This is a genomic window from Neolewinella marina (assembly GCF_002631205.1).
GTDB lineage: Bacteria > Bacteroidota > Bacteroidia > Chitinophagales > Saprospiraceae > Neolewinella > Neolewinella marina.
The window spans coordinates 374,599-400,247 of record NZ_PDLO01000003.1 but is presented as its reverse complement, the minus strand read 5'-3'; the positions used below and the strand labels follow the sequence as shown (position 1 = coordinate 400,247).

The following is a 25,649-nucleotide window of genomic DNA, read 5'->3' as shown; positions in this document are numbered from 1 at the left end:
CGCGTCCGCGCCACCTGTGTATCTTTGCCGCCCCAAACGAACCGCGCGTGGCAAACAAGTACTTCGACCTGATTGACCAGACCTTCTACTTTCCCCAGGAAGGATTTGACATGGAAAACGGGTACCTCACCTTCAACCGTATCCCCCTCATCCACCTGATCCGCAAGTACGGTACGCCGCTGAAGCTTACCTATCTGCCGAGTATCGGCCGCAAGATCAAGGAGGCGCGGAACCTGTTCCGCCGCGCGATGCGCGCCCAGGGCTACGCCGGTCAGTACCAGTACTGCTACTGCACCAAGAGCAGTCACTTCGCCCACGTGGTGGAGGAGGCGCTGGACCACGACGTGCAGCTGGAGATCAGCTCGGCCTACGACGTCGACCTCATCCGCCGCCTGTACGCCCGCAAGAAACTCGACAAGAAGATCCAGATCGTCTGCAACGGCTTCAAGCCGGAGAACTACCTGGCCGGCATCGTGGGGCTGATGAACGACGGCTTCGAAAACGTCATCGCGGTGGTCGACAACAGCCACGAGCTCGATTACTACGAGGCCCACGTTCAGGGCGTAGCCAAGATAGGCATCCGCATGGCCACCGAGGAGGAGCCCAACTTCGAATTCTACACCAGCCGCCTCGGCCTGCGCTACGGCGACGTGCTGCCGCTGTTCCGCGACCGCATCAAGAACAGCGAGAAACTGGAGCTCCACATGCTCCACTTCTTCGTCGACACCGGCATCAAGGACACCCTCTACTACTGGGGCGAGCTGAAAAAGGCCGTCCGCCTCTACGGAGAGCTGAAGAAAGAAAGCGAAAACCTTCACGCCCTTAACATCGGCGGCGGCATGCCGATCCGCAACAGCCTCGGCTTCGAGTTCGACTACAAGTACATGGTGCGGGAGATCGTGAAGAACATCCTCGACGCCTGCGAAGAGGACGGTGTGCCCGAACCCGACATCTTCACCGAATTCGGTAAGTACACCGTCGGGGAAAGCGGGGCCACCATCTTCAGCGTCCTGGCCCGCAAGCAGCAGAACGACAGCGAGATGTGGTACATGATCGACAACTCCCTCATGACTACCCTGCCCGATGCCTGGGGCATCGGTGAGCGCTTTATCCTGCTGCCCATTAACAAGTGGGACCGCGATTACCGCCGGGTAAACATTGGTGGGTTAAGTTGCGACAACTCCGACTACTACAACTCGGAGATCCACGAAAGCCAGGTGTACATGCCCGTCGACCGCGACGGCGACGAGGAGCCACTCTACCTCGGTTTCTTCCACACTGGAGCCTACCAGGACAGCATCAGCGGCTACGGCGGCATCAAGCACTGCATGATTCCGAGCCCCCAGCACATCATCATCGACATCGACGAGGAGGGCAACCTCACCGACCGCGTACTGGCCGGCAAGCAGTCGGCCGAGAGCATGCTTCAGATCCTGGGGTACTAGCTATTCTGCCCCGCCGCGCGGGGACTGCAATTTCCGGATGATTTCCATGGACAGCCGTTCCGGGGTGAAAGGGAGCAATCCCTTGATCATCAGGCCCATTCCTACTTCGGTTATCACCTCCAGGCGTCCGGCCTCCATGGCTGTATAGCCCTGCCGGGCGGTGGATGCGGCGGATCCTGCCGATTTGAACAGCAGGCTGTCGGCCATGTCCGCGGTATCGGCGAAGCCGGTGTCCACGGCCCCCGGACAGAGGGCGGTGACGGTGACGCCGGTGCCGGAGACCTCCGCTGCCACGGCCTTGCTGACCGAATTGACGAAGGCCTTGGTAGCGAAGTAGACGGCTTGTCCGGGCCCCGGCATGAAGGCGGCGGTGCTGGAGGTATTTAGGATGCGGCCGCGCCCCCGCGCGATCATGCCCGGCAGAAAGAGGTGCATCAATTCAGTAACGGCCACCACGTTGAGTTCGATCATTTCGGACAAGCGGCTCCAGTCCTGACCGGCGAAGTCGCCTGTCCGGCCGAAGCCCGCGTTGTTGAAGAGGTAGTCGACGGTGAGCCCGTGTTCCGCCACGTAGTCGGCCAGTGCCCGCCGGGATCCGGCCTCGGTCAGGTCGCGGGGGAAGACGGATACGCTTACGCCGTAGCTGGTGCGCAGTTCTGCGGCCAGGTCGTCGAGTTCCGATTGCCGGCGGGCCACGACCAGGAGGTCGCGGCCCCGCCGGGCGTGTTCGTGGGCCAGGGCGCGGCCGATGCCGGAACTGGCGCCGGTTACCAGGCCGAGGTCGGTCATGCCTTGGCCTCCTCGGCGATCTGTCCCAGTTGGGTGAAGAAGCGGCGTACTTCACTTACGCCGGTCAGGCTGTAGCGGGCCGCGGTACGACCGGGGCCCACCTTGATGCTGACGCCCCAGTCGGGCAGGGCGCGGAAGATGTCCTCGTCGGTGCTGTCGTCGCCGATGCCCAGTACGAAGTCCCACTTCTGCTTGTTGACCCAGTGCTGGGTGGCCTTGCCCTTGTTCACGCCGGAGTTCTTGATTTCGACCACCTTGTTGCCTTCCAGCACCTGCAGGTCCTGGTTCTGGATCAGGTAGGTGAGCATGTCGCGGAATTCCCGGACCCGCTTGTTGCCGAGGTCACGGTCGATGTTGCGGTAGTGCCAGGCCAGGCTGTAGTCTTTCTCCTCGATGAAGGAGCCGGGGGTACGGGAAACGAGGTTCTCGAGCAGTTCACGCACCTTGGGTTTCCAGCCGTCGACGACGTTGGAATTCAGCTGCCACTTTTTGTTTTCCTTCATCCATACGCCATGCTCGGCGGCCATTTCCACGTCCAGGTGGCCGAGCCACTTTTCCAGGGTGGTGCGGTCGCGGCCACTGTTGATGACGACGGTGTTTTTAGGATCGGATGCAAGCTTGACGAGGACATCAAGCACCTCCTGGTCCGGCTTCACGGCCTGGGGATCGGGGTCGAAGGACATGAGGGTGCCGTCGTAATCGATGAACAGCAGGCGGTGGGCGGCCTGCTCGTAGCTTTCGGCGACAACCTTCAGGGCCTCGGCGCTCAGGTGAGTGGTGTGGTGCATTTTATTCTTCTCTTTTAGTTTTTGTTGTTCGCGGATGAAGGTGGCCGCCCAGTGCTTGACGTCGTACTGCTTCAGTTTTTCCTGCATTTCCTCCATGCGCTTATGCTGCTCGTCGACGTCCATTTCGAGGGCTTCGATGAGGGCCGCCTCGATTTCCTTGGCGCTCTGGGGGTTGACGGTGATGGCGCCGTCGTTGAGTTCGTACACCGCGCCGGCCATCTCGCTCAGGATCAGCACCCCGCGCTTGGAGTCGTCCTTGGCGGCGATGTATTCCTTGGCCACCAGGTTCATCCCGTCGCGCAGGGGGGTGATCAGGGCGATGTCCGCCTCCTTGTACAGGGTGGTCAGGGCCGCGAAATTCAGCGAGCGGTAGTAGTAGTGGATGGGCATCCAGTCGAAGGTGCCGTATTCGCTGTTAACCTGGCTGACCAGGATGTCCACCTCCGTTTTCAGGCTCTGGTACTGGTCGACATTGGCCCGGCTCGGCACCACGATCATGATCAGGTTCACCTTGCCGATGTATTCAGGGTTGTTGCGGATGAACTGTCCGAAGGCCCGGATGCGGTGGGGGATACCCTTGGTGTAATCCAGTCGGTCCACGCTGAGGATGATCTTCCGGCTGGCGTGCAGCTTGCGGATTTCTCCGCTGCTCTGGTCGGTCTGGGCGTCGACGTTAGGGTGGGCGTATTTGTCGTACTCGATGCCCATGGGAAATACGTCGACGTTCACCTGGCGGTCGCCGATGGTCAGCCGACCGAATTCGTGCTCGTAGCCGGTGATGCGGTAGGCCGCCGAGAGGAAGTGCCGCATATAGCCGAAGGTGTGGAAGCCCACCTGGTCGCTGCCCAGGATACCGTCCAGGATCTCCTTGCGCCACGGCAGGATCCGGAACACTTCGTAGCTCGGGAAGGGAATGTGGAGGAAAAAGCCCATGCTGATCTTCGGGAACTTTTCCCGGATCATGGCCGGCAGCAGCATCAGCTGATAATCGTGCACCCAAACCATGTCGTCTTCCCGCAGAATATCCTCTATGGCCTGGAAGAACTTGAAGTTGACCTCCTGGTAGGCCTGCCACATTTCATCGTTGTATACGGTATACTCCGTGAAGTAATGGAAGTGGGGCCAGATCGTCTTGTTGCTGAATCCCTCGTAGTAGAGGTCGATTTCCCGCTCGGTCAGGAATACCGGCACCAGGCTGCGCTTCATCAGGTCGCTGCGGATGGCCTCCCGTTCCCATTCGTTGGCAATGTCCTCACCGGGCCAGCCGATCCATATTTTATTGTAGCTGTCATCAAGGGAATTCAGCCCCGTGGCCAGTCCGCCGGCGCTGGGGTGGTAGTGCAACTCCCCATCCATACGGTTTACGGTGATGGGGAGGCGGTTTGATATGATGACAAGTCTTGACATATGCTGGGTAGTGTTAGCTAGAAAGGGTTGATGGTTGCAAGGCGGTTGCCTTTACCAAAATAGTACAGCGGGCGCGGACGCAGGTGCGAGGAAGGTACTTAAAAAATCAGTATTTGCTGGCGCTCGGCCGGAACCTCCACGGGCCGGGTTTCCAGGCGTACGGGTACGGCCGGGGTAGCGTCGGGCAAAAAGCGGCGCACGATGCGCAGGCGATGGCTGTAGCGGCGGCTTTCCCGGTCGAAAATACCGTAGTGGTCCAGGGGATCCACCCTCACCCGGCCACAAACGTGGAGCACCTGGCTGTCGGGCAGGATAAGCCCGACGTGGTCTACCCTCCCCCGGCCATCGTCGAAAAAGGCCAGGTCGGCCGGCTGGCACTGCACCACGAAATCCACCGAGCGGCCCAGGCGGCTCATTTCCGGAATGGTGCGCGGCAACTGTACGCCCACCAGGCGGCAGACCAGCTGGATCAGTTCCGCGGCGCCCACGCCAGTGGGGGTACGGCCACCCTTCAGCTCCGGCGTAAAGAGCCACTTGCGGGCCATCCGCAGCATCACGTCGGCGTCGGCGGTGAGGTTCTCACTCAGGAGCGCCTGCCCGGAATAGCGGAAGCGCTGACCGGCGTGCTGCAGCTGGATGCCGTCGTAGCCCGGCAGGCGGGCACCGAAGGTGACCGGCATGCCGAATCCGTCACTGAAGATGGGACAGAATAGTTCGAGAGCGAAGGCCGGCTGTTCCAGCTGCCGCCGGTAGACGTCTTCTTCCACGCTCACCAGTTGGTCCGTCAGCACGTAGCCCTCCAGCTCATCGTCGGGGAGAAGCACCCGGCTGTAACGGTCCTTTTGCTCCACCACCGCTACGGCCTCTCCCAACAATAACTGACTGAGCAACGGCGCGCCCGGGTGGGGCCGTTTGTGGAGGGTGGCAGCGGTGTACTTTCCGGTGGCGTAGGTGATCTGCATCGGCCGGCAAGATAGGTCAAAAGCCCCGGGCAACCCACGGCGGCTGCTTACCTTTGGGACATGAAATTAAGCCTGGCGACGGTTGTTATCTGCTTCATTCTGGCGTTCGCCCCGGGCAGGGCGTCATCCCAGGATGCCCTGTTTTCCCAGACTTTCGCCTCCCCGCTCACGCTGAGTCCGGCCCTCACCGGCCTGTTTCCCGGTCGCTACCGGGTGGCGATCAACCACCGCAGCCAGTGGGGGGAGGTGATGCAGTCGCCCTTCAGCACTTCCAGCTTCGCGGCAGATTTCCACTACGACTTCGATCCGAAGCGGCGGGGCAGCGACGGTTTCGGCGCCGGGGTTCTCTTCGTCAACGACCGGATGGCCGAGGCCGGCTACGCCCAGAACCAGGTGATGATCGGCGGGGCCTACCACAAACGGCTCGACGCCCGCGGCTTTGAAACCCTCAGCGCCGGCGCCCAGGTGGGGGTAGTACAACGGACCATCGGCTACGGCGATCTGACTTTCGAAGACGAGTTTAACGGGATCGATGGCTACCTCGACGGAGCGGGCGGAGAAATTCTGCCGGAAAACAGCGTCTCCTTTGGTGATTACCAGATCGGCCTGAACTACAGCCGTACGCCCCAGAGTCGCACCGCGGTTTTCGCCGGCGTCAGCCTGCACCACCTCAGCCAGCCGGAACAGAGCTTCTACGCTACGGCCACGGCGGGTGAGGACATCGAGGTTACCAATACCCTCTACAGCCGCTACGGGGCCTACGTCAATTTCCGTATCCCGCTCTCGCTCACGGCCCAGCTTTCACCCCGGGGCTATTTCGTCACCCAGGGGCCTCATGCCATGTTATTGATGGGTAGCAGCCTGCGGCTCCTGCTCGACGACAGCAACGGCACCGGACTGCACCTGGGCGCCCACCTGCGCGGAGCCCGCAGCATCGACGGTTTTGGTCCCGAAAGCGCGATTGGCTTCGTGGGACTGGAGGTCGCCGATTTCCTCTTCGGTCTGAGCTACGACGTCAGCCTGGGCGACCTGACGACAACCCGCCGCAACCGTTCCGCGTTTGAACTGAGTGCCACTTTCACCGGCCTGTCGGAAGATGACGCCGCGGTGCCCTGTCCCAAATTCTAAGCGGGGTGGATACTAAAGGTGGGGTGGTACCGCTTATACCCTCTCAGACAATCTGCTTATGAAGTTCCTTTTCCCCCTCTTGCTTCTTTTCCTTTCGGCATCCCTTTCGGCACAGATCGAATGGCTCAGCTGGGAAGAGGCCGTAGCACGCAACGCCAGCGAACCCCGCAAGATGATGGTGGATGTATATACCGACTGGTGCGGGTGGTGCAAGCGGATGGATAAGACTTCCTTCGTGGACCCCGCCGTCACGGAGTACGTGAACGAACACTTTTACGCCGTAAAGCTGAACGCCGAGCAGCGGGAGCCCATTCAATTTGACGGCCACGAGTTCACCTACGACCCTACCCTCAGCCGCCGCGGCGTGCATACCCTCGCAGTAGCCCTGCTGGATGGCCGGATGAGCTACCCCAGCATCGTCTATCTGGACAAGGAACAAAAGCGCATTACCATCGCCCCGGGTTTTAAGGAGGCCGAAGCCCTGCTGCAAGAGCTCACTTACGTTGGGGGCGATCACTTCAAGCGGCAGAGTTACGCCGACTACGTGAAGTCCCAGGCCAAAAAATAGCGTCTGGCTGGCCGCTTCAGTCGGCAGCCAGTAGGTCCTGGTACAGCCGGAAATTCTCCGCGTCGAAGCAGACGAACACCACTTCCTCCACCTGACGGGCGGGGTAGGCTTTTACCGTTGATACGGCGATGGCTGCAGCCCGGTCCTTGGGATAGCCGTACACCCCGGTGCTGATGTTGGGAAAGGCGACCTGGCGAGCGCCCAGTTCCTCCGCCCGGTCAAGGCTGTTGTGGTAGCAGGCCGCCAGCAATTCGGCTTCCCCGGATGCTCCCCCCGCCCATACCGGTCCCACGGTATGGATTACGTGACGGGCCGGCAATTGCCCCCCGGTGGTCACAACGGCCTCTCCCGTCGGGCATCCACCCTGACGGGCCCGGATTTCCCGGCACTCGGCCAGAATTTCGGGTCCTCCCGCCCGGTGGATGGCCCCGTCCACCCCACCCCCGCCCAACAGCGATTCGTTGGCGGCATTGACGATGGCATCGGCGGGTAGGCGGGTGATGTCACCCTGGACAACGGACAGTTTCATACGGCGGCTTGACTCGGGGAGGGAAAATTAGGTTTTCCGCTGATGTTCGATTTTTTCGGAAAATTTTTATAAAAAACGGGACAAACCCCATCCTTATGGGGTCATATATGGAAAAGTTTGTCTACATTTGTAGCATAACGGAAGGAATTGATCCTTCCCCAGTTTGTTCTCTCATTTATAAACCTATTAACTCACGGGAGTAGGAAGTTTTATTTAACCTCCTGCGCCGTTTCCCTATGAAGTATTTCCGGGCCTATGGCCCACTGGACAGTTAGTTACCAGTAGACGATTTAAGACTTAACTAGGTCCGTACGGTGCAACGTGCGGACCTTTTTTTTGTGCCCGGGCGGCACCCGGGGAGCTCAGGGTTTCCGGGTAAAGGAAATGCTGCGGAACTACCTCTACCCCCACGAACGTGGGGTGGGTAGCCCTGCGGACGCTTCTATCTTTGCCGCACGAGTTATTGGGGATTATTCCCCTGTTTTATGTGTCTCTCAGTGAAGCCTATTTTACCTAAGCGAGTATTGCCTTTGGCACCTATCGCAAACCCCAACTTACTGGCGGTCATCGGTACCGCACGACATTTCACTATTAATGTAGTCAGAAAGTGTAATTGGTGCCCCCACAATGTTGTGGGGGCATTTTTTCGTGACACCCCATTTAAATGGGGTCACGCCGGCCCCACCCCGGTCGTTCTAGGGGTGGATAATGTAACGAAACGGTTATTTCCGTCATCAGGATTTGAAGGGTCCGGGCGGGACAAGAGATTATTATTTGGTCCATTTGGATCATGATAATGTGTAAGTAAGTTTTTTAACGGCATTATGCGCCGTGACTTTTTGTTATTATGGTAGTTAGAAAGCTTTTTTAGGCCTGTGCATTTGCACGGGTCTTTTTTTTGCCCCCCCGGCACCGGTGAACACTTTGGCCCTCACGGCCTGTTTGCTACCCAAAAGAGCCCTCCGCCTATGCCCCGATTCCTCCTTGGCTTTCTGACTGGTCTGTTGTTCCTGGGATGTGGTGAGCCCCCTGCCGGAGAGGCGACTGCGCCCCCCATGGTGGCCGCGGTTCAGGCCGCCCCCGATGTCGAGGAAGACACGGTGGCCCGGGAGGAACCACTCACAGCTCCCGCTCCCGCCCCGCCACCCCCAGCTGCGCCCAAAAAGGTGACAGTGGCCCCGCCTCCCCCTACGAATACGGCACCCGCGCCCGCGCCCCCGAAGGCAAAAACCGTAGCCGTGAGTTCCTTTGCCCCCAGCCACGCCATCTGGAATGAATTGTTGCAGCGGCACGTCTCTGCGGGAGGAAAGGTCGATTACCGGGGCCTGTTGGAGCACCGCGACCGACTGGAAACCTACCTGGACCTGTTGGCCAAGGATGCCCCCGACGCCCGGTGGACCCGGGAGGAGCGGCTCGCCTACTGGATCAACGCCTACAATGCTTTTACCATCCAGTTGATCCTGAACAACTGGCCGGTGAAGAGCATCCGCGACCTGGACGAGCCTTGGGACCGGAAATTTATCAAGCTTGAGGGCAAAGCCTACAGCCTCAACCAGATCGAGCACGAAATCATCCGCCCGGAATTCCGCGAACCCCGGATTCACTTTGCCCTGGTATGCGCGGCCCTCAGCTGTCCGCCCCTCGCGAACCAGGCCTATACCCCCGCCAACCTCGAGCGGATGCTGGAGGAGAGGACCCGCAGCTTCATCAACGACGAAAAATTCAACGTCACCCAGGAGGCCGTCGTGCGGGTTTCGCCGTTGTTCGACTGGTACGCTGACGATTTCGGCGACCCCAAAACCTTTTTGAACCGCTACCTGGTCATCGACATTCCCCCCCGGAAGGAGCTACACTTTCTGGACTACGACTGGGAACTGAACGACTGAGCAGGGTACCTTGCACCCATGGCAAAAATCAAGCAAAAGGCCCGGCTGCCCTACGAAACCGAACCCGGCACCATCCACTCCGAGAAAACGCTGAATACCCTGAGGTACGAAGACGTATTCTACACCCACTCCGTGGGCCGGGTACTGGAAGTCGACCGCCAGAGCAACCACCGCATCCGCTTCACCACCCAAGGGGACGTGCGGCTGCAGGTGGAGGTTTGGGGCGACAATATGATTCGCTTTTTCCTGGCCTACGGGCGGGAAGCAGCCGACTTCAGTTACGCCCGCGACCCGGAGTTCGGCCCCCAGCCGGCGCACATCGTCTGCCGGCAGGAAGCCGAGGGATACTTCATTGAGACCGCCTCCCTGGAGGTCAGGGTCGATCTGGTCGACGCGGCCGTATCGATCACCGACCGGGCCACGGGAGTGGAAGTACACCGCTACGCCAGCCCCTTTTACGCCCGCACCACCCTGATGAAGGGGCTGGACCAGATGCGGCTGCAACTGAAAACCGCCACCGGCGAGAGTTTTTTCGGCCTCGGCGACAAGGCCTGGGATACCGACCTGAGCGGCCGCTGCTTCGAGAACTGGAACAGCGATTCATTTGGCTACGGCCGCGAGCGGGACGCCCTGTACCGGACCGTACCCTTTTATTATGGTTTGCGCAAAGGCCACGCCTATGGCATCTTCCTGGACAATACCTACCGCACCCATTTCGACTTCAACAGTAATAAAGACGGCCTCACTACCCTCTGGGCCGACGGCGGAGTGTTCGATTACTACTTCATCAATGGGCCCCAGCTGGACCAGGTTGCCAGCCGGTACGCCCGCCTGACGGGCGGGCCGGAGTTGCCCCCGCTCTGGGCCCTGGGTTACCACCAGTGCCGCTGGAGCTACTTCCCCGAACGCCGGTTGAAGGAAGTCGCGGCCACCTTCCGCGAAAAGGAAATCCCCTGCGATGCCCTCTACCTGGACATCGACTATATGGACGAATACCGGTGTTTCACCTGGGACAAAAAGCACTTCCCCAATCCTAAGCGGATGATCAGCGAATTGCGGGAGGCAGGCTTCCATACCGTAGTGATGATCGATCCCGGCATCCGGGTGGACGAGGACTACCCCGTCTACACCTCCGGAGCCGAACAGGACGTCTTCTGCCGCCGCAGCACCGGCGAGCAGATGGTGGGGCCCGTCTGGCCGCCGGAGTGCGTGTGGCCGGACTATACCAACCCCCGCGTCCGGGATTGGTGGGGACAGCTCTACCGTGAACTCTACGTCGACCAGGGGGTGAGCGGCTTCTGGAACGACATGAACGAACCGGCCATGTTCAAGGTCAACGCCCTGACCTTCCCGCCGGACGTCCGCCACGATTACGACGGGCTGACCGGGGACCACCGCAAGGCCCACAACATCTATGGCATGCAGATGGCCCGCGCTACCCACGAGGGGTTGCGCAAACTGCAGCCCGAAAAGCGCCCCTTCCTGCTCGCCCGCGCCAATTTCAGCGGGGGACAGCGCTACGCTTCCCTCTGGACGGGCGACAACATCGCCAGCTGGGAACATCTGGAACTGGCCAATCGGCAGTGCCTGCGGATGGCCATCAGCGGTTACAGCTTCGTGGGGACCGACATCGGCGGGTTCGTGGACGATCCCAGCCCGGAATTGCTCACCCGCTGGCTGCAACTGGCCGTCTTCCACCCCCTGATGCGCATCCACAGCATGGGCAACAACACCGACGGGGCCTCCGAGACGGAAACCGCCCAGGTGCAGGAGGCCGAGGCCACCAACCGACAGGACCAGGAGCCCTGGGTTCACGGGGGCAAACACACCGCCCACAACCGCCGCGCGATTGAACTTCGCTACAAGCTGCTGCCCTACCTCTATACGGCCTTCGAGCGCCACATCGCCACCGGTATTCCCGTGCTGCGGAACCTCTTCTTCTACGACCAGACGGACGAACAGTGCCTTAAATACGGCGACCAGTTCATGGCCGGTGAGGACTTGCTAGTTTGCCCGGTCACCGCCCCCAATCTGAAGTCAATGACCGTCTACCTGCCCCGGGGACAGTGGTACAGTTACTGGTCGGGCAAGACCTTCACCGGTGGGCGGACGTTGAGGGTGCGTATTCGCCCGGACCGGCTGCCCATCTTCGTAAGGGCCGGGGCCATCGTTCCCACCCTCGACGTGGTGCAGTCCACCGCCGAGATCGCCAGCCTCGAAACCCTGCACCTGACCGTCTTCCTCGACGCCACGGGCTCGGGCAGCCTCTACTGGGACGCCGGTGAGGGCTACGGCTACCGCCAGGAACAATACCTGCGCTGCAGCTACGTCGTGAACTACGACGGCAGTACGGTCACCCTGGAGCAGTCGGCCGAAGGGGAATTCACGCCCAACCTCCGCCGGACCAGCATCCGCCTTGTCGGTCTTGACCGCGCCCCCACCCGGGTGGAGGCCGACGGGAAGGCCCTAACCGACGCGCCCCGCTACCACCAGCAATCGGCCTACTTTACCGTACCCTTTGACTTCCGGAAAGTGGTGTTGCGCTAGGCTCCCCCTTTCCCTCACTTTATCTACGACATCATGTTTACTGGGATCATTGAAACCGCCGGGACCATCACCGCTATTGAGCACGACCGGCAGAATGTGCACTTCACCGTCAGCAGCGACCTCGGGCCGGAGCTTAAGATCGACCAGAGCCTCGCCCACGACGGGGTGTGCCTTACGGTCGTTGCCCTGGACGGGAACGCCCACACGGTCACGGCCATTCGGGAGACGCTCGACCGCACCCGCCTGGGAGAATGGCGGGTTGGCGGCACGGTCAACCTGGAAAGGGCCATGCAGGCCGGGGCAAGGCTCGACGGGCATATTGTACAGGGGCACGTCGACACCGTGGCGGAATGCCTCGCGGTGGAGGAAAGTGGCGGCAGCTGGTACTACACCTTCCGCTACGCCACGGACGATTTGCTGGTGGACAAGGGAAGCATTTGCGTGAACGGCGTCAGCTTGACTGTGGTGGAACCCACGGAGGATACCTTCCGGGTGGCGATTATCCCCTACACCCACGAGCACACCAACTTCAAGCAGCTACAGGCTGGCGACCGGGTCAACTTGGAGTTCGACATCATCGGCAAATACATTGCCCGGCAAATGGCCGCCTACCGCAAGGTCGTAGACCCCAACTCTTAATAAAAAGATAAAGGTAAGCGGGCGGACCCACGAACCCCCGGAAAGCACCGACCTTCTATCGCATAACCGCTTAATCCCAAAAACCCAAGCGATGATGAAAACGCTACTCCCGTTTGTCTTTTTTCTTCTCCTGCCCTTCCTGGCCACCGGGCAGAAAACCGCCGACCCCGGTCAGCATGAGGCCCCATCCCAGCGCTTCGATGCTCCCCGCTCGGCCCTGGCCAAGGCCCTGATTGATACCATACTGCCCGCGGCCCTTTCGGATACCTGCGCCCGCAGCGCCATGGCTTTCGGAATAACGGACATCGACGGCTTCGTGACCGGATCCAACGGCTACGGCGACCTGGTGAAACTGCAGCGGTTCTCCTTCAACGCCGACGGTCCCTTCGCCATCACTTCCGTCGGGGTGGCCTTCGCGGGCTACGACACTACCATCGAGGAAACATTCCTCCAGGCCCTGGTCTTTGACGACCTCCAGCCCGACAGCTCCTTCGGTGATTTTCTGGGGGTCAGCGATTCCGTCCAGGTACGCAACATCGCCCTGCCGACTACCCAGATCGAGTTCACCTTTTTCGATTTCCCCGAGCCCGTGATCGTTGAGCGCGATTCCTTCCTCGTGGGCGTGGACTTCAGCGATACGTACAATGCTACAGAAAACGGCTACGTGGGCATCTACCACACCCGGCAGGATTGTGGCGACGGCCGCAACACCTTCGAATTCTTCCCTACCCAGGGCGGCGGGCTGGGCTTCGCTACCCTCTTTGATAACTGGGGCGGACTGAATATCGAAATGTTCATGGTAGTGGTTATCGACACCGAAGTGAGCACCGCTACCCGCCATCCGCTGGCGGACTACGGAGCCTCGGTCAGTCCCAATCCCGCGAGCTCGCTGGCGGCCGTTACTTTCCGGACTGAGTTGCCCGGTACCTACGCCGCCACCCTTACCGATTTGACCGGTCGTCAGCTGCGGCAGTCGCGGCTGAACACCCCGGCCGGACCCTCCGCCCGCATTGAATGGCAGGTGGGCGACCTCCCGGCCGGACTCTACCTCTACCATATTGATGGCCCGGCGGGTCGCCAATCCGGCAAGGTGATGGTGCAGTAAGCCTACAAATCCAGCAGCCCCGCGGGCAGCTCCATCAGCAGAAGACCGTCTTCGTTCCTCACCTCACGTACCAGATCGTCGTGGAGGGGAATGTAGACGGTCTTCTCGTTATGGGTGATCTCCGCCAGGTAATGTTCCGGCAGGTCCAGGATATCCTCGATGGGGCCCAGTTCCGGATACCCCTCGGCCTGGATGCGGTAACCAATGACCTCATCCCAGGGCGTACCCTCCTCCGGGGCCATGACGCTTACCTCGGCGGCGGGCAACCAGAGGGGACGGTTGGCCAGCAGGTTCACCTGCTCCCGGGTATCGAATTTCTCCAATTTTACGGTGAGCTTGCCGCCCTGCCGGAAGCGTTCCACGAAGTAGGGAACGGGCCGCTCGCCGATCAGCACGGCGCGGGCCAGCAACAGGTCATCCTCGTAGACCTCCTCCACGAAAAGTCCCAATTCGCCGCGGACGCCGTGGGGCCGTCCGGTGGTTCCGATTTGTACCAATTCCATAGGCCGTAAAGGTAAGCCGGCGAGGCCGCAGGTACCACACTCCGTCTGGAAAGCCGGTCAACCCGTCACCGGCGCAGAAGGCCAGAACCGGCCCTGTAAAACACGGCGGACGCCGGAAAACCCACCCCAATCTGCACACTTGATGACTCCCTTGGTAGGGGGCTGACCCTTACCTTTACCTGATGACTACTAGCGAGGTAAAGCTCATTTCCGTGGAGGAAATCATTAAGGCCCGCCACCGGCTGCGGGGCGTCGCGTTGGAAACGCCGCTGATGCGCAGCACCCGCCTGAGCGCATTGTACAATGCCGAGATTTACCTCAAGCGGGAAGACCTGCAGGAAGTCAGGAGCTACAAGATTCGCGGCAGCTACAACAAGATGACCTCCCTGAGCCAGGAGGAGCGGGAACGCGGGGTGGTCTGCGCCAGCGCCGGCAACCATGCCCAGGGACTGGCCTTCGCCTGCAACGCCATGCAGGTCAAGGGGGTTATTTTCATGCCCGTTGTCACCCCCTCCCAGAAGGTCAGGAAGGTGCGGCTGTTCGGAGGTGACTTCGTTGAGGTAGTCCTCATCGGGGATACCTACGACGACGCCTATTCCGAATCCATGCGGGTAGCGAAGGAGCGCGGCCTTACCTACGTCCACCCCTTCGACGACCCCAAAACGATTGCCGGACAGGGTACCGTGGGACTGGAAATCCTGGATGCCACTACCCTGCCCATCGACATGGTGGTCATGCCCATTGGCGGCGGAGGACTGAGCGCCGGGATCGGCAGCGTTTTCCGCCAGTTGAGCCCGAAAACCGAGTTGGTCGGGGTGGAACCCTCCGGAGCTCCCGCCATGTTTAACAGTATCCGGGCGGGCGAGGTAGTCACGTTGGATACCATCGACAGCTTCGTGGACGGCGCGGCGGTCCGGCGGGTAGGCGACCACAATTTCCCGATCGTTCGCGATACGATCTCCAGGATCGAGCTGGTCGACGAAGGCAAGGTCTGTGGCGTAATGCTCGACCTCTATAATGAGGACGGGCTGGTGGTCGAGCCCGCCGGGGCCATGTCCATCGCCGTGCTCGACCAGCTCGGCGACCTCAGCGGCAAGCACATCGTCTGCGTGGTCAGCGGCGGCAACAACGACATCACCCGCACCCCGGAAATCCAGGAACGGGCCCTCATGTACGCCGGCCTCAAGCACTACTTCATCGTGGAGTTTCCCCAGCGCTCCGGTGCCCTGCGCGACTTCCTCGACGTACTCGGCCCCAAGGACGACATCACCCACTTCGAATACACCAAAAAGCACAACCGCGCCATGGGCCCCGCCCTGGTGGGCATCCAGCTGGGCAGCCGCGATGATTTCAATCAGCTCATCGCCCGCATGGACGCCCGCAAACTGCGGTACGAGCACCTGAACGACCAGCCCATCCTGTTCGAGATGTTGATCTGAGTTGTCCAACATTTCGTTCAGAGTTTGTATGGATTTTCCTGTTCTGGCCGAAAACGCGGGATTTTTTACCCTAAACAAGGCGGTGAAGGCGGATCGTAGCCCAGTTACGAAGCCGTTTTCACCAACGCAGTTTGGGGGAAAAAGCACCGTTTGCAGACCGAATGGGAAAGTCCATACAAGCGCTTAATTTGGCGCTTTACCAGATCCGCTTTTTGTGCTTCAGAACCTGAAACTTATTTCCGCCGGTGCCGGCAGTGGCAAAACCTATCGCCTCACCCGTGAGATGGCGGATTTGCTGACCACCGGCTCGGTCCGCCCCAGTGGCATCATCGCCACCACCTTTACCAAGCGGGCCGCGGCCGAACTCAAGGAGCGCGTCCGGGTAGCCCTGCTGAAGGAAGGCATGAGCCGGGAGGCCAACGAACTGACCAACGCCCTGATCGGTACGGTCCACGGACTGGGCGTCAAGCTGCTCCGCCGCTTCGCCTATGAAGCTGGCGTAAGTCCGAAAGTGGACATCATCGCCGACGGCGACGACCAGCGGCTCTTCAACCTGAGTATGGCGGCCGTCATCAGCCTCGACCAGATCCGCCGCATCGAACACCTTTGCACCACCCTGGGACTGAGCCGCAACGGCGAGAAATACAACTGGCGCAAGGACGTGCTCGGCCTGGTAGAAATCATCCGCGGAAACAACTTCTCGGAGGAAGACATCGCCCGCAGCAAGCGCCTGAGCTGGGAAACCCTCAGCGCTTTCCTCCCCACCCCCACCGGAGACCTGACGCTGGAGCAGTACCACGTGCGGATGGCGCGCGAACTGAAAGAAACCTACCGTCGGCTCTTCGATAACGAGGCGGACGGGACCAAGAAAACGGAAACGGCGGCCCTCTACCTCCGCAATCTGCTGGCCGAACTCAAGGAGCGCGACTACCTCCCCTGGCTGGAATACGCCAAGCTGGGCAAATTCACCGGCTCCGTCGGGGCGAAGAGCCGCGACCTGGTAACCGACCTGGTAGCCCTGGCCGAACGCCACCCCTCGCTGAAGGCTTTTCAGGACGACATCCGCTCCTACCAGGACCTCCTCTTCGATGTGGCCCGGGATGCCATCGCCGAATACGACCAGTACAAGAAGAAGCGCGGCCGCATCGACTACACCGACATGGAGGTGCTGGTTCTGGAGTTGCTCGACCACCCCCGGGTGCAGCAGACCCTGAGGGAGGAACTGGACCTGCTGATGGTCGACGAATTCCAGGACACCTCGCCCATTCAGCTGGCCATTTTCCTCCGGTTGAGCGAGCTGGCGCGGCAGAGCATTTGGGTAGGGGATCCCAAGCAGTCGATCTACGGATTCCGCGGGGCCGAGCCCCGGCTCATGGCCGCCGTGATGCAGGCCAACGGCCCCATTGACCCGGCCAACATCCAGCGGCAGAGTTGGCGCAGCCGGGAAGACCTGGTCTACGCCTGCAACAGCCTTTTCGTGAATGCCTTCCCGGATATCGCTCCGGAGGAAGTAAGCCTTGAACCCGTGCGCCTGCGGGCCGGCAGTCGGTTCAGCCCCCCGGAAAGTCCGGAACTGGCCGCCCGGGGCGGACTCCTCCACTGGCACTTTGAGCCCGAGGGAAAAGGACGCCACAGCGCGACCTTCATGCAGTCGACCCTGGCCAAGGCCATCCGCGAACTGCTGGCCAACCCGCCACCGGTGTTGCCCAAGGGACAAAAGACCGAGCGGCGTCTGCGGGCCGGCGACATCGCCATTCTCTGCCGGAACAACTACGGTTGCGCGGCGGTAGCCGCCGCCCTGGCCGACCAGGGGATCCCAGCAGCCATTGCCCGCGACGGCCTCCTGGCCACCGCCGAAGCCACCCTGTTGCTGGCCTGCCTGAAGTACATGCTCAACCCCGGCGATACCCTTTCGGTCGCCGAAATCATGCTGTTCGGCAGCCGGCAGGACCTGCCCGACATCATCGACCACCGGCTCCGTTTCCTGGAAAGCCAGCCGGAATCCACCCCCTGGGGCTCGGAGGAAGACCTGATCGGCCGCCTGGACGAACTGCGCGCCGTGACTTCCGAACACTCCACCAGCGAAATGCTGAACATCGTGCTGGAGCGGCTCGACCTGCGGCGCATCGCCGTGGCCTGGGGCGACGGGGAACAACGCCTCAGTAACCTGGACGAACTGCGCCGCCTGGCCGTAGCCTACGAGGACAGCTGCCACCGCCAGCACACGGCTGCCTCCCTCGGGGGCTACCTGTTATATCTGGACCGACTGCTGCGGGAATCCAACGACAAACAGGGCGCCAGCGAACGCCCCGACGCCGTGAACGTACTAACCTACCACCGCAGCAAGGGACTGGAATGGCCGGCGGTAATCTGCTTCGACCTCGACCAGTCGCTGCGCGCCGAAGTATGGGGGCGGGCCGTGGTGCCCGACGACCCGGCGGCCCCGGTCGACCTCCACAGGCCCCTGGCCAACCGCTGGCTACGCTTCTGGGTAAAACCCTACGAAAGGGTATCCGCCGAGGTCCCCTGGATCGACGCCCTGAACGAAAGCTGCCACCAGCAGCGGGCCACGGAGGACGCCCTCGCGGAAGAAGCCAGGCTGCTTTACGTTGGCATGACCCGCGCCCGCGATTACCTCATACTGCCCACCGGCAAACCGGGGGCCGGCTGGGTGAACCGCGCCTACGGCCGGGGGGGCAACCAGACCGACGTGCTCGCGCCGGATACCACCGAGACGCCCTTCTCCTGGAACGGGGTGGACGTCGACAAATACTACCAGCACTGGGTGGAACCCCGCCAACAACCGGCCTACCCGATGTCTTACCGCGGCATCCCCTTCCTGGACCAGGAGCGCAATGGTCGGCAGCCCCATTCGCCCCTCCACGTGGATGAAGCCTTCCTGCTCAATCACTACAGCGGTAACCTCCCGGGAGATACCCTTACCTATGGTACGCCACCCGACCTCGGTTCCGGGGTCGACGTGCGGCTGTACGGGCGGTGTGTCAGCATATTCCTGGCGGGTGACCCGGGGTGCAAAGCCGAACCTGAATACCGCCACGAACTGGCCGAACAGCTGATTGCGGATTTCGGACCCGGAGCGGAGGCCGAACCCGAGACTCTGTTGCAGCTGTCCGAGGCTTTTCATGCCTTCCACGGCACCCGCTGGCCCCAGGCAACCCTCCACGCCCAGTACCCCCTGCGCGGTACCGTGGGGAACCGACGGTACGATAAATGCATCGACTGGCTGTTTGAACTGGAAACCGGAGGCTGGGTGTTGTTCTACGATGTATGTCTTTCCCCAAAGCAGTTCCAGCAACAGGCCGGGCTCAAAATGGCGGAGCTCAAGCTCCAGGCTGAACTCGCGGCCCGGCAGTTGGGGGGACCGGTGAGTGCTGCCTATCTTCACTTTCCGGTACAATCATGCCTTAACGAGATCAAGCTGTGAAAATCCTGCTGGTTGCCGCCACCCCCGAAGAGATCCTGCCCACCGTAACCTGGTTGCGGGAAGAGGCCACCGCCACCGATCGCAACGTACTGACCTTCCCCGGTTGCTCCATTGAGATTCTGTTCACCGGGATGGGGCCCATGACGACGGCCTTCGCCCTCGGGCAGATCCTCCGTCCGCCCCTGCCCCAACTGGCCATCCAGGCCGGCCTGGCCGGAGCCGTGGACCGCTCCCTGGAACTGGGCACCGTGGTACAGGTGGACCGGGAACGACTAATGGATCACGGCGCCGAGGACCGCGACGGGGCCCTCTTGTCGCCGCCGGATATCGGCTTTCCCTTCTCCCCCCCGTTCGGGGACGACGGCATATTGCGGATGGTGGGTTCCGGTCCGGCCCTCCCCTTCCCCACGGTTGCCGGCGGGACCGTTTCCAAGGCTACCGGCAGCGCGGCTTCCGTATCACGGCTCCGGGAACAGTTCCCGGAAGTCCAGGTGGAAACCATGGAGGGCGCCGCCTTCTTCTACGCCATCCGTTCCCGGGGCGTGGCCGGACTGCAATTGCGGGCCATCAGCAACTACGTGGAGGAACGCAACCGGGCCGCCTGGCAGATCGACACCGCCGTACGCAACCTGAACAAAGCGCTCCGCAAGGTGCTCCAGCCCTTTCTGGGGGTCAGGGCGGAGCAGCCCCAGCCTACTGCTTCATGACCACCTTGTCGGTGGGCCCCATCATTTCGTTGCGCAGTGCCGTTTGCCGGGCCACGTTGCGGGCGGTATCGAGCCAGGCGTTACGGGTGATCTCATCCTCCTTGTTCAGGATGGCCGGCAAACCGTTGTCGCCCCCCTCCCGGATCGCCTGGACCAGGGGGATCTGGCCCAGCAGCATGCTGTTGCTTTTCTTGGCCAGGGTTTTTCCTCCACCTTGTCCGAAGATGTAGTACTTGTTGTCGGGCAACTCGGCCGGGGTGAAGTAGGCCATGTTTTCCACCACCCCTAGTACGGGTACCTGCACGTCCGGCAGGAAGAACATGTTCATGGCCTTCACGGCGTCGGCGAGGGCGACTTCCTGGGGAGTGGTCACCAACACGGCCCCGGTAACGCTCACGGTCTGTACCAGGGTGAGCTGTACGTCGCCGGTGCCGGGGGGCAGGTCCACGATCAGGAAGTCGAGAGGGGGCCAGACCGTCTCCTCGATGAACTGACGAACGATGCCGGCCAGCCGGGGGCCGCGCAGCACGACGGCCTGTTCCGGTTCCACGACAAATCCCGTACTCATCACCGGTAATCCGTAAGCGTAGAGGGGCTTGATCTTGGGCTTCCCGTAGACCTTTTCTACCTGGGGGCGCTGCCCCTGCAAACCCAGCATAGTGGGCGCTGACGGTCCGTAAACGTCCGCGTCCAGCAGACCGACGCGGGCGCCGAGTTCCTGGAGCCCCAGGGCCAGGTTGACCGCTACGGTGCTCTTGCCTACCCCACCCTTTCCGCTGGCTACGGCGATGATGTTCTTGACGTGGGGCAGCGGGTTGTCTTTCTGGGGGCCGCCGGTGGCCTGCCCCGCTTGTCCGCCGAGGGCGGGGTTCTGCATGTGCACGTGTACCTGGGCCTGGGGGTAAACGGCCAGGATGGCTTCCTGGCAGGCGAAGTTGAGCTGTTGCTTGTAGTTGTCCTCCAGCTTCGGCAGTTGCAGGGTGAAGGAAACCACGGGCTCCTCCACCTTCAGGTGCAGCACCATGTTGGCGGTAATAATGTCCTGTCCGGTCTTGGGATCGGTAACCGTGGCGAGCGCCTCGGCAATTTTGCTAAGTTCCATATATCGTTATAGATCTACAATGGTCACCCCGTCGCCACCCTGTTCCCGGGGCGGCGTGCTCAGGCTGAAATCCTGGTTGTATTCCTTGAGTTTTTGGCGCACGGCCCGCCGCAGGGCCCCGCTGCCCTTGCCGTGGACGATGCGCAGCTGGCTGGCGTTCGACATCAGCGCCTGGTCGATGAAGGCCTGGGTGGTCTGCAGTACTTCCTCGTACCGCATCCCTCGCACGTCGAGGTTGTTGCTGAAGGAGGCCACGGCGGACACATCGCTGGATACGCTGCGCTCCTTGCGCAGGGGCATGGGGCTGTCGGCGGGCTCCAGGTCGCGCAGGTTGGTCGTCAACCGCAGGTCGCCGACGATCACGATGGCCCGCTTCTTGTCGATCGATTCGATGGTGCCGGCGGCACCCCCCGTGCGCAGTTTGACGTAGTCGCCTTCCTTGAAGTTCCGCTTGCCCGCCTTGCCGGACTTGGGCTGGTAGTAGATGGTTTCCCGCAGGTCGGTGACCTGTTCGCTGATCTTTTCCCGCTCCTCGCGCAGCTCCCGGGCCTTTTCCTTTGCCTCGTCGATCTTCTTTTCTTCCCGCAGGGTCCGGATCAGGTTTTCCATCTCCTTGTTGTACTTCGCAGTTTCGGCCAGCGACTGTTCCTTGGCTTCCAGCTTGAGTCGCTTGCGGCGCACCTCGATGTCGCGGTGCAGTTCCTCGTAGGTGCGCGTCAGGGCATCGAGCGTTTTTTGCTTCTGCTCCAGTTCTGATAGCCGCTGTTCAACTTCCTGTTTCTCGCGCTGCAGGTCCACCAGCAGCTGGTCCACCGCCCGCTCGTTTTTGCCGGCCCGTTTGCGGGCGTGGGCCAGGGTGTCTTGGGGCAAGCCACTCTTCTGGGCGATCTCGAAGGCGTAGCTGGAGCCGGGGCGGCCGACGTTGAGTTCGTAGGTGGGGCTCAGGGTGTCCTTGTCGAAGTTCATCCCCCCGTTCACGATCCCGGCCGTTTTGTAGGCGTAGATTTTCAAGTTGCTGTAGTGGGTGGTGATGACTCCGAAGACCCGGCGCTGGTTCAAGCCTTCCAGGATTCCTTCGGCAATGGCGCCGCCGAGCGCGGGATCCGTGCCCGACCCGAACTCGTCGATGAGAACCAGGGTCCGGTCGTCGGCCGCCTTCAGGAATTCCCGGGCGTTCTTCAATCGGCTGCTGTAGGTCGACAGGTCGTCCTCGATGCTCTGCTGGTCGCCGATGTCGGTAAAAATGCGGTCGAAGGTGCCCATTTCCGACTCGGCATCCACCGGGATGAGCATGCCGCTCTGTACCATGAGCTGGAGTAGTCCGACCGACTTCATCGCGATCGACTTGCCGCCGGCGTTGGGCCCCGACAGCATCAGCAGGCGGTTCTTGCCGCGGAGCTTCAGGTCGAAGGGGACGGTCTTGCGGCCGTGGGCCTTGTTCTTGAGGTACAGGAGAGGGTGGCGGCCCTCGCGAATGCCCACCGAGGGGCGGTGGTCCACCTTCGGCCGCGCGGCCTTCAATTGCCGCGCCAGACCGGCCTTGGCCTGCACCAGGTCGAAATAGCCGATCAGGTCACGGTAGGCCGCCATATAGTCTACGTAGGGCCGCAGCGTAGCGGAGAGCTCGCGCAGGATGCGGAAGATTTCCCGCCGCTCCTCCTGCTGGAGGTCGAAGATGTCGTTGTTGATGCTGATGACCTCATCGGGCTCGATGTAGGCGGTTTTGCCGGTGGCCGACTCATCGTGGATGATGCCGCGAATCTGTCGCTTGTGCTCGCTGGGTACGGATAGCACTCGGCGGCCGTTGCGGAAGCTCTCTACCGTATCACTCAGGTAGCCCGCGCGGCGGTACTTCTCGATGACGCTCCGGAAGGCCCTTTCCACCTCCCGCTGCTTGCTGCCCACCAGCCGGCGGATGCGGCTGAGCTCGGGGGAAGCGTCGGAGCGGATGTTGCCCTCCGCGTCGATCACCGCCTCAATGGCCGCGGAAAGCTCGGGGAGGTATTCCACCTCCCGGACTACGGCGTAGAGTTGGGGGTAGGCCGACTGCCGCGACCCCGCGTTGAAGAATCCGAAGAGTTGCTTGGCCTGGAGGAGGAGCACGTTGAGCTTGGCCAGCCCGGATTCTACCAGCGCATAGCCTTCCACGCGGAGGGCGCGCAGCTCCTCGTCCACGTCCTCGTAGGCGGTGATGGCGAACATATTCCGCTCCTCGGTTCCCTGGCGGAACTCGGCTACCTGGTCCAGCCAGCGGTTGATCTCCTTGACGTCGGTGGAGGGGGTAAGCTGGCGGGCGGAAGCACGGCCCAGCTCACCCTGGCACTGCCGTTCTACCAGGGCCAGTACTTTGTCAAATTCCAGTTTTTCGAGGGTATCCGCGGGGAGTAGCTGCATAAATTAACACCAAATGTAGCAGGTAAACGGGCGGCCCCCACGGATGGTTGGTTCAGTCTTCCCGTTGGCGGTTTTTTAGCCGGGGCCGCGTCCACTCCTCCCGCTGGGCGAAGGAAACGACGTTCTTGATCAGGGAGATCATGCCCAGAAAGACCAGGTAGCCCACGGATACCACGATGTAGATCCAGCGGTAGGATCCCGCGTCGGAAATGGTGATGCCGCTAAAGGCCCACGCCAGTAGTCCAGCGCCAAGGGCCAGCCCCATAAAACTGTAGATACTGCGCCCCCAGTACTTTGCGGTATTGGGAGCCGAGGCGCTGAGTACGGCATTGAAGAGGGCAAAAAACAGCATGAAACTGGCGGCGGTAAGCCAGGGAAAGCGACTGCCTGCTTCTCCTTCCTCGCCGGCCCCGCTGATGATCAGCCCGAACATATCTACGACGAACACCATGGCCAGTACCACGGCGGCCTGCAGCACGGGGTCGACGCGCCGTTCGAAAATGGAGGTCTGGGAAGTCATGGGAAGCTGTTTACCGCCTAACAGCGGCCGGTCCCGATTGTTAAAGGTCAGTCGGTTTGTACGCCCGACTCCTTTTTCTCGTGGTCAAACTCGCTGACCCACTGGATGGCGTCCATTACCCGCTGCCGTTCCCGGTCGCGGTCTTCGGGGGTATAGCCGTAGGCGGTGGCGAAAACGTCCAGCACCTCCTCCAGTACGGGCAGGATGCTGGGCATGTCGAAATAGAGTCTTCCGCTGCGGCGCTCCACCCAGTCGATGGGATACAGGGCCGACTCGTGGTCGATACACCAGGCGGCCTCGGCGGCGGCCAGGCGGGCCACGTCGGTTTCCTCCGGCCGTTGGCGGGCCAGGTCAATGATTTCCGGGGTCTGCTTGCCGTAGTTGGCCACCAGATAGGGCGCGCGGTCGGGGGCCAGGCTGGCCGCCTCCAGTTGCCGGGTAATTTCCGCCTCGTAGGCCAACACCTCGCTGAAGTTGCGGAAGGGACCTCCCGTCAGGACGATCTCCCGGGTGCTGTTGCGCCCGAGTTCTTCCCCTTCGGTGTGGAGCTGCTTGCCCAGTCGGTCGACCACCCGCTCGGCCATTTTGCGGTAGCCGGTGAGTTTTCCACCGGCGATGCTGAGCAGGCCGGACTCACTTTCGAAGATCTCATCCTTGCGCGACATCTCGCCCGCTTCCTTGCCTTCCTCGAAGATCAGCGGCCGGACGCCGGCCCAGCTGGACTCCACGTCGGCTACCTTCAGGTTGACCGTCGGGAAGATCTCGTTGGTGGCGTTCAGGAGGTACTCCACGTCTTCCAGATAGACAGGCACGGCGTTCGGGTCACCCTTGTACGGGGTATCCGTCGTGCCAATGTAGGTGCACCTCAGGCGGGGAATGGCGAACAGCATCCGGCCGTCCGCCACGTCGAAGTAGCAGGCGTGGGCCAGGGGCAGCCGCTCGCGGGCGACCACAATGTGGACCCCCTTGGAGAGGAACAGCCGCTTGTTGTTCATGCTCTGGTCGATCTTGCGCAGGTCGTCGACCCAGGGGCCGGCGGAACTGATCACGTGTTCGCAGGAAATAACGAAGTCGCGCTCGCCGAAGCGGTCACGGCAGTGCACGGCGTTGATCTTTTTGTTTTCGTCGTAGCCGAATGCCGTGGCCTCCACGTAGTTGACGGCCAGGGCTCCGTGGCGGACAGCGGTTTTCACGTTTTCTACGGTCAGCCGCGCATCATCCGTCCGGTATTCGGCGTAGAATCCACCGCCCTTCAGGATGTCCTCCCGCAGCAGGGGTTCGATTTCCAGGGTTTCCTCCTTGGTGAGCATCACGCGCTTGTCGTCGCCCTCCACGTCGGCCAGGAAGTCGTATACCCACAGGGCCATGCTGGTGGACAGCTTGCCCAGAGAGCCGCCCTCTACCAGGGGCAGGAGCATCTTCTCGGGGCGCACCAGGTGGGGGGCCAGCTTGTGAACTACGGCCCGCTCCTGTCCAACCTCGCGTACCAGCCCGATTTCCAGGTTCTTGAGGTAGCGCAGGCCGCCGTGGATCAGCTTGGTGGATTTGGAGCTGGTACCGGAGGCGAAGTCGTTGCGCTCGATGAGGGCAACGGAGAGTCCCCGGCTGGCGGCATCCAGGGCAACCCCTGCGCCCGTGATGCCGCCACCGATTACGACCAGGTCAAAGGTATCCTGGTCGAGTCGCTCGAGGATTTGGTTACGGGCCGTAGTGGCGTGCATGGCAAAGTACTTTAGGTGGGTGTTG

General features: G+C 61.6%; 19 protein-coding genes. 10 read left to right on the top strand and 9 right to left on the bottom strand.

Annotated features, from left to right (window positions below; all coding sequences use genetic code 11):
• Window positions 1-47 precede the first annotated feature (47 nt).
• Window positions 48-1,445, top strand: coding sequence for a type III PLP-dependent enzyme domain-containing protein (locus CGL56_RS10135; protein WP_187305579.1), 1,398 nt, complete (start codon window positions 48-50; stop codon window positions 1,443-1,445).
• Here CGL56_RS10135 and CGL56_RS10130 read toward each other — a convergent pair whose 3' ends face one another.
• The 3 genes from CGL56_RS10130 to CGL56_RS10120 form a co-directional block, all read right to left on the bottom strand.
• Entirely contained in the window at window positions 1,446-2,234 is a 789-nt protein-coding gene (locus tag CGL56_RS10130; protein ID WP_099106421.1) for an SDR family NAD(P)-dependent oxidoreductase, read from the bottom strand. It lies immediately after the preceding gene.
• Complete coding sequence (locus CGL56_RS10125) at window positions 2,231-4,429, bottom strand: bifunctional alpha,alpha-trehalose-phosphate synthase (UDP-forming)/trehalose-phosphatase (protein ID WP_099106420.1); 2,199 nt, start codon at window positions 4,427-4,429, stop codon at window positions 2,231-2,233. Before CGL56_RS10125 ends, CGL56_RS10130 begins: the two co-directional genes overlap by 4 nt.
• Window positions 4,430-4,527: 98 nt before the next feature.
• On the bottom strand, window positions 4,528-5,391 hold the full coding sequence (locus tag CGL56_RS10120) for a C40 family peptidase (protein ID WP_099106419.1): 864 nt from the start codon (window positions 5,389-5,391) through the stop codon (window positions 4,528-4,530).
• Between the two features lie 60 nt (window positions 5,392-5,451).
• Here CGL56_RS10120 and CGL56_RS10115 point away from each other — a divergent pair, with 60 nt between their 5' ends.
• On the top strand, window positions 5,452-6,519 hold the full coding sequence (locus CGL56_RS10115; protein ID WP_099106418.1) for a PorP/SprF family type IX secretion system membrane protein: 1,068 nt from the start codon (window positions 5,452-5,454) through the stop codon (window positions 6,517-6,519).
• Between the two features lie 58 nt (window positions 6,520-6,577).
• The gene (locus CGL56_RS10110) at window positions 6,578-7,087 is read left to right on the top strand and encodes a thioredoxin family protein (protein WP_099106417.1); all 510 of its coding nucleotides are present in this window, start codon (window positions 6,578-6,580) and stop codon (window positions 7,085-7,087) included.
• A 16-nt stretch (window positions 7,088-7,103) separates the two neighbouring features.
• Here the strand turns inward: CGL56_RS10110 and CGL56_RS10105 are convergent, their stop codons facing one another.
• The gene (locus tag CGL56_RS10105; protein WP_099106416.1) at window positions 7,104-7,616 is read right to left on the bottom strand and encodes an O-acetyl-ADP-ribose deacetylase; all 513 of its coding nucleotides are present in this window, start codon (window positions 7,614-7,616) and stop codon (window positions 7,104-7,106) included.
• A gap of 1,238 nt (window positions 7,617-8,854) precedes the next feature.
• Here CGL56_RS10105 and CGL56_RS10100 point away from each other — a divergent pair.
• From CGL56_RS10100 to CGL56_RS10085, 4 genes are all read left to right on the top strand, one after another.
• On the top strand, window positions 8,855-9,502 hold the full coding sequence (locus tag CGL56_RS10100) for a DUF547 domain-containing protein (protein WP_167641556.1): 648 nt from the start codon (window positions 8,855-8,857) through the stop codon (window positions 9,500-9,502).
• 18 nt (window positions 9,503-9,520) lie between these two features.
• Window positions 9,521-12,049: a glycoside hydrolase family 31 protein gene (locus tag CGL56_RS10095; RefSeq protein WP_099106414.1), complete on the top strand. Its 2,529-nt coding sequence runs from the start codon at window positions 9,521-9,523 to the stop codon at window positions 12,047-12,049.
• A gap of 33 nt (window positions 12,050-12,082) precedes the next feature.
• Window positions 12,083-12,688 carry a riboflavin synthase gene (locus CGL56_RS10090; RefSeq protein ID WP_099106413.1) on the top strand — a complete coding sequence of 202 codons (606 nt, stop codon included), beginning with the start codon at window positions 12,083-12,085 and terminating at the stop codon, window positions 12,686-12,688.
• 94 nt (window positions 12,689-12,782) lie between these two features.
• The gene (locus tag CGL56_RS10085; RefSeq protein WP_167641557.1) at window positions 12,783-13,793 is read left to right on the top strand and encodes a T9SS type A sorting domain-containing protein; all 1,011 of its coding nucleotides are present in this window, start codon (window positions 12,783-12,785) and stop codon (window positions 13,791-13,793) included.
• A gap of 2 nt (window positions 13,794-13,795) precedes the next feature.
• Here CGL56_RS10085 and rimM read toward each other — a convergent pair whose 3' ends face one another.
• Window positions 13,796-14,296: a ribosome maturation factor RimM gene (gene rimM / locus CGL56_RS10080; RefSeq protein ID WP_099106411.1), complete on the bottom strand. Its 501-nt coding sequence runs from the start codon at window positions 14,294-14,296 to the stop codon at window positions 13,796-13,798.
• A gap of 182 nt (window positions 14,297-14,478) precedes the next feature.
• Here rimM and ilvA point away from each other — a divergent pair, with 182 nt between their 5' ends.
• From ilvA to mqnB, 3 genes are all read left to right on the top strand, one after another.
• Window positions 14,479-15,735 (top strand): threonine ammonia-lyase, encoded by a 1,257-nt coding sequence (gene ilvA, locus CGL56_RS10075; RefSeq protein ID WP_099106410.1) that lies wholly within the window; start codon window positions 14,479-14,481, stop codon window positions 15,733-15,735.
• Between the two features lie 214 nt (window positions 15,736-15,949).
• Window positions 15,950-19,180 carry a UvrD-helicase domain-containing protein gene (locus CGL56_RS10070; protein ID WP_099106409.1) on the top strand — a complete coding sequence of 1,077 codons (3,231 nt, stop codon included), beginning with the start codon at window positions 15,950-15,952 and terminating at the stop codon, window positions 19,178-19,180.
• Window positions 19,177-19,887: a futalosine hydrolase gene (gene mqnB, locus CGL56_RS10065; RefSeq protein ID WP_099106408.1), complete on the top strand. Its 711-nt coding sequence runs from the start codon at window positions 19,177-19,179 to the stop codon at window positions 19,885-19,887. The genes CGL56_RS10070 and mqnB overlap by 4 nt, the downstream gene beginning before the upstream one ends.
• Here mqnB and CGL56_RS10060 read toward each other — a convergent pair.
• Genes CGL56_RS10060 through CGL56_RS10045 form a run of 4 tightly spaced genes read right to left on the bottom strand, consistent with a single transcriptional unit; the run spans window position 19,874 to window position 25,624 of the window.
• Complete coding sequence (locus tag CGL56_RS10060; RefSeq protein ID WP_099106407.1) at window positions 19,874-20,989, bottom strand: Mrp/NBP35 family ATP-binding protein; 1,116 nt, start codon at window positions 20,987-20,989, stop codon at window positions 19,874-19,876. The genes mqnB and CGL56_RS10060 overlap by 14 nt on opposite strands.
• A gap of 6 nt (window positions 20,990-20,995) precedes the next feature.
• Window positions 20,996-23,383 carry an endonuclease MutS2 gene (locus CGL56_RS10055; RefSeq protein WP_099106406.1) on the bottom strand — a complete coding sequence of 796 codons (2,388 nt, stop codon included), beginning with the start codon at window positions 23,381-23,383 and terminating at the stop codon, window positions 20,996-20,998.
• A 52-nt stretch (window positions 23,384-23,435) separates the two neighbouring features.
• Window positions 23,436-23,903 carry a hypothetical protein gene (locus CGL56_RS10050; RefSeq protein ID WP_099106405.1) on the bottom strand — a complete coding sequence of 156 codons (468 nt, stop codon included), beginning with the start codon at window positions 23,901-23,903 and terminating at the stop codon, window positions 23,436-23,438.
• Window positions 23,904-23,950: 47 nt separating this feature from the next.
• A complete protein-coding gene (locus tag CGL56_RS10045; protein ID WP_099106404.1) occupies window positions 23,951-25,624 on the bottom strand; it encodes a glycerol-3-phosphate dehydrogenase/oxidase in 1,674 nt (557 codons plus the stop codon).
• Window positions 25,625-25,649 lie beyond the last annotated feature (25 nt).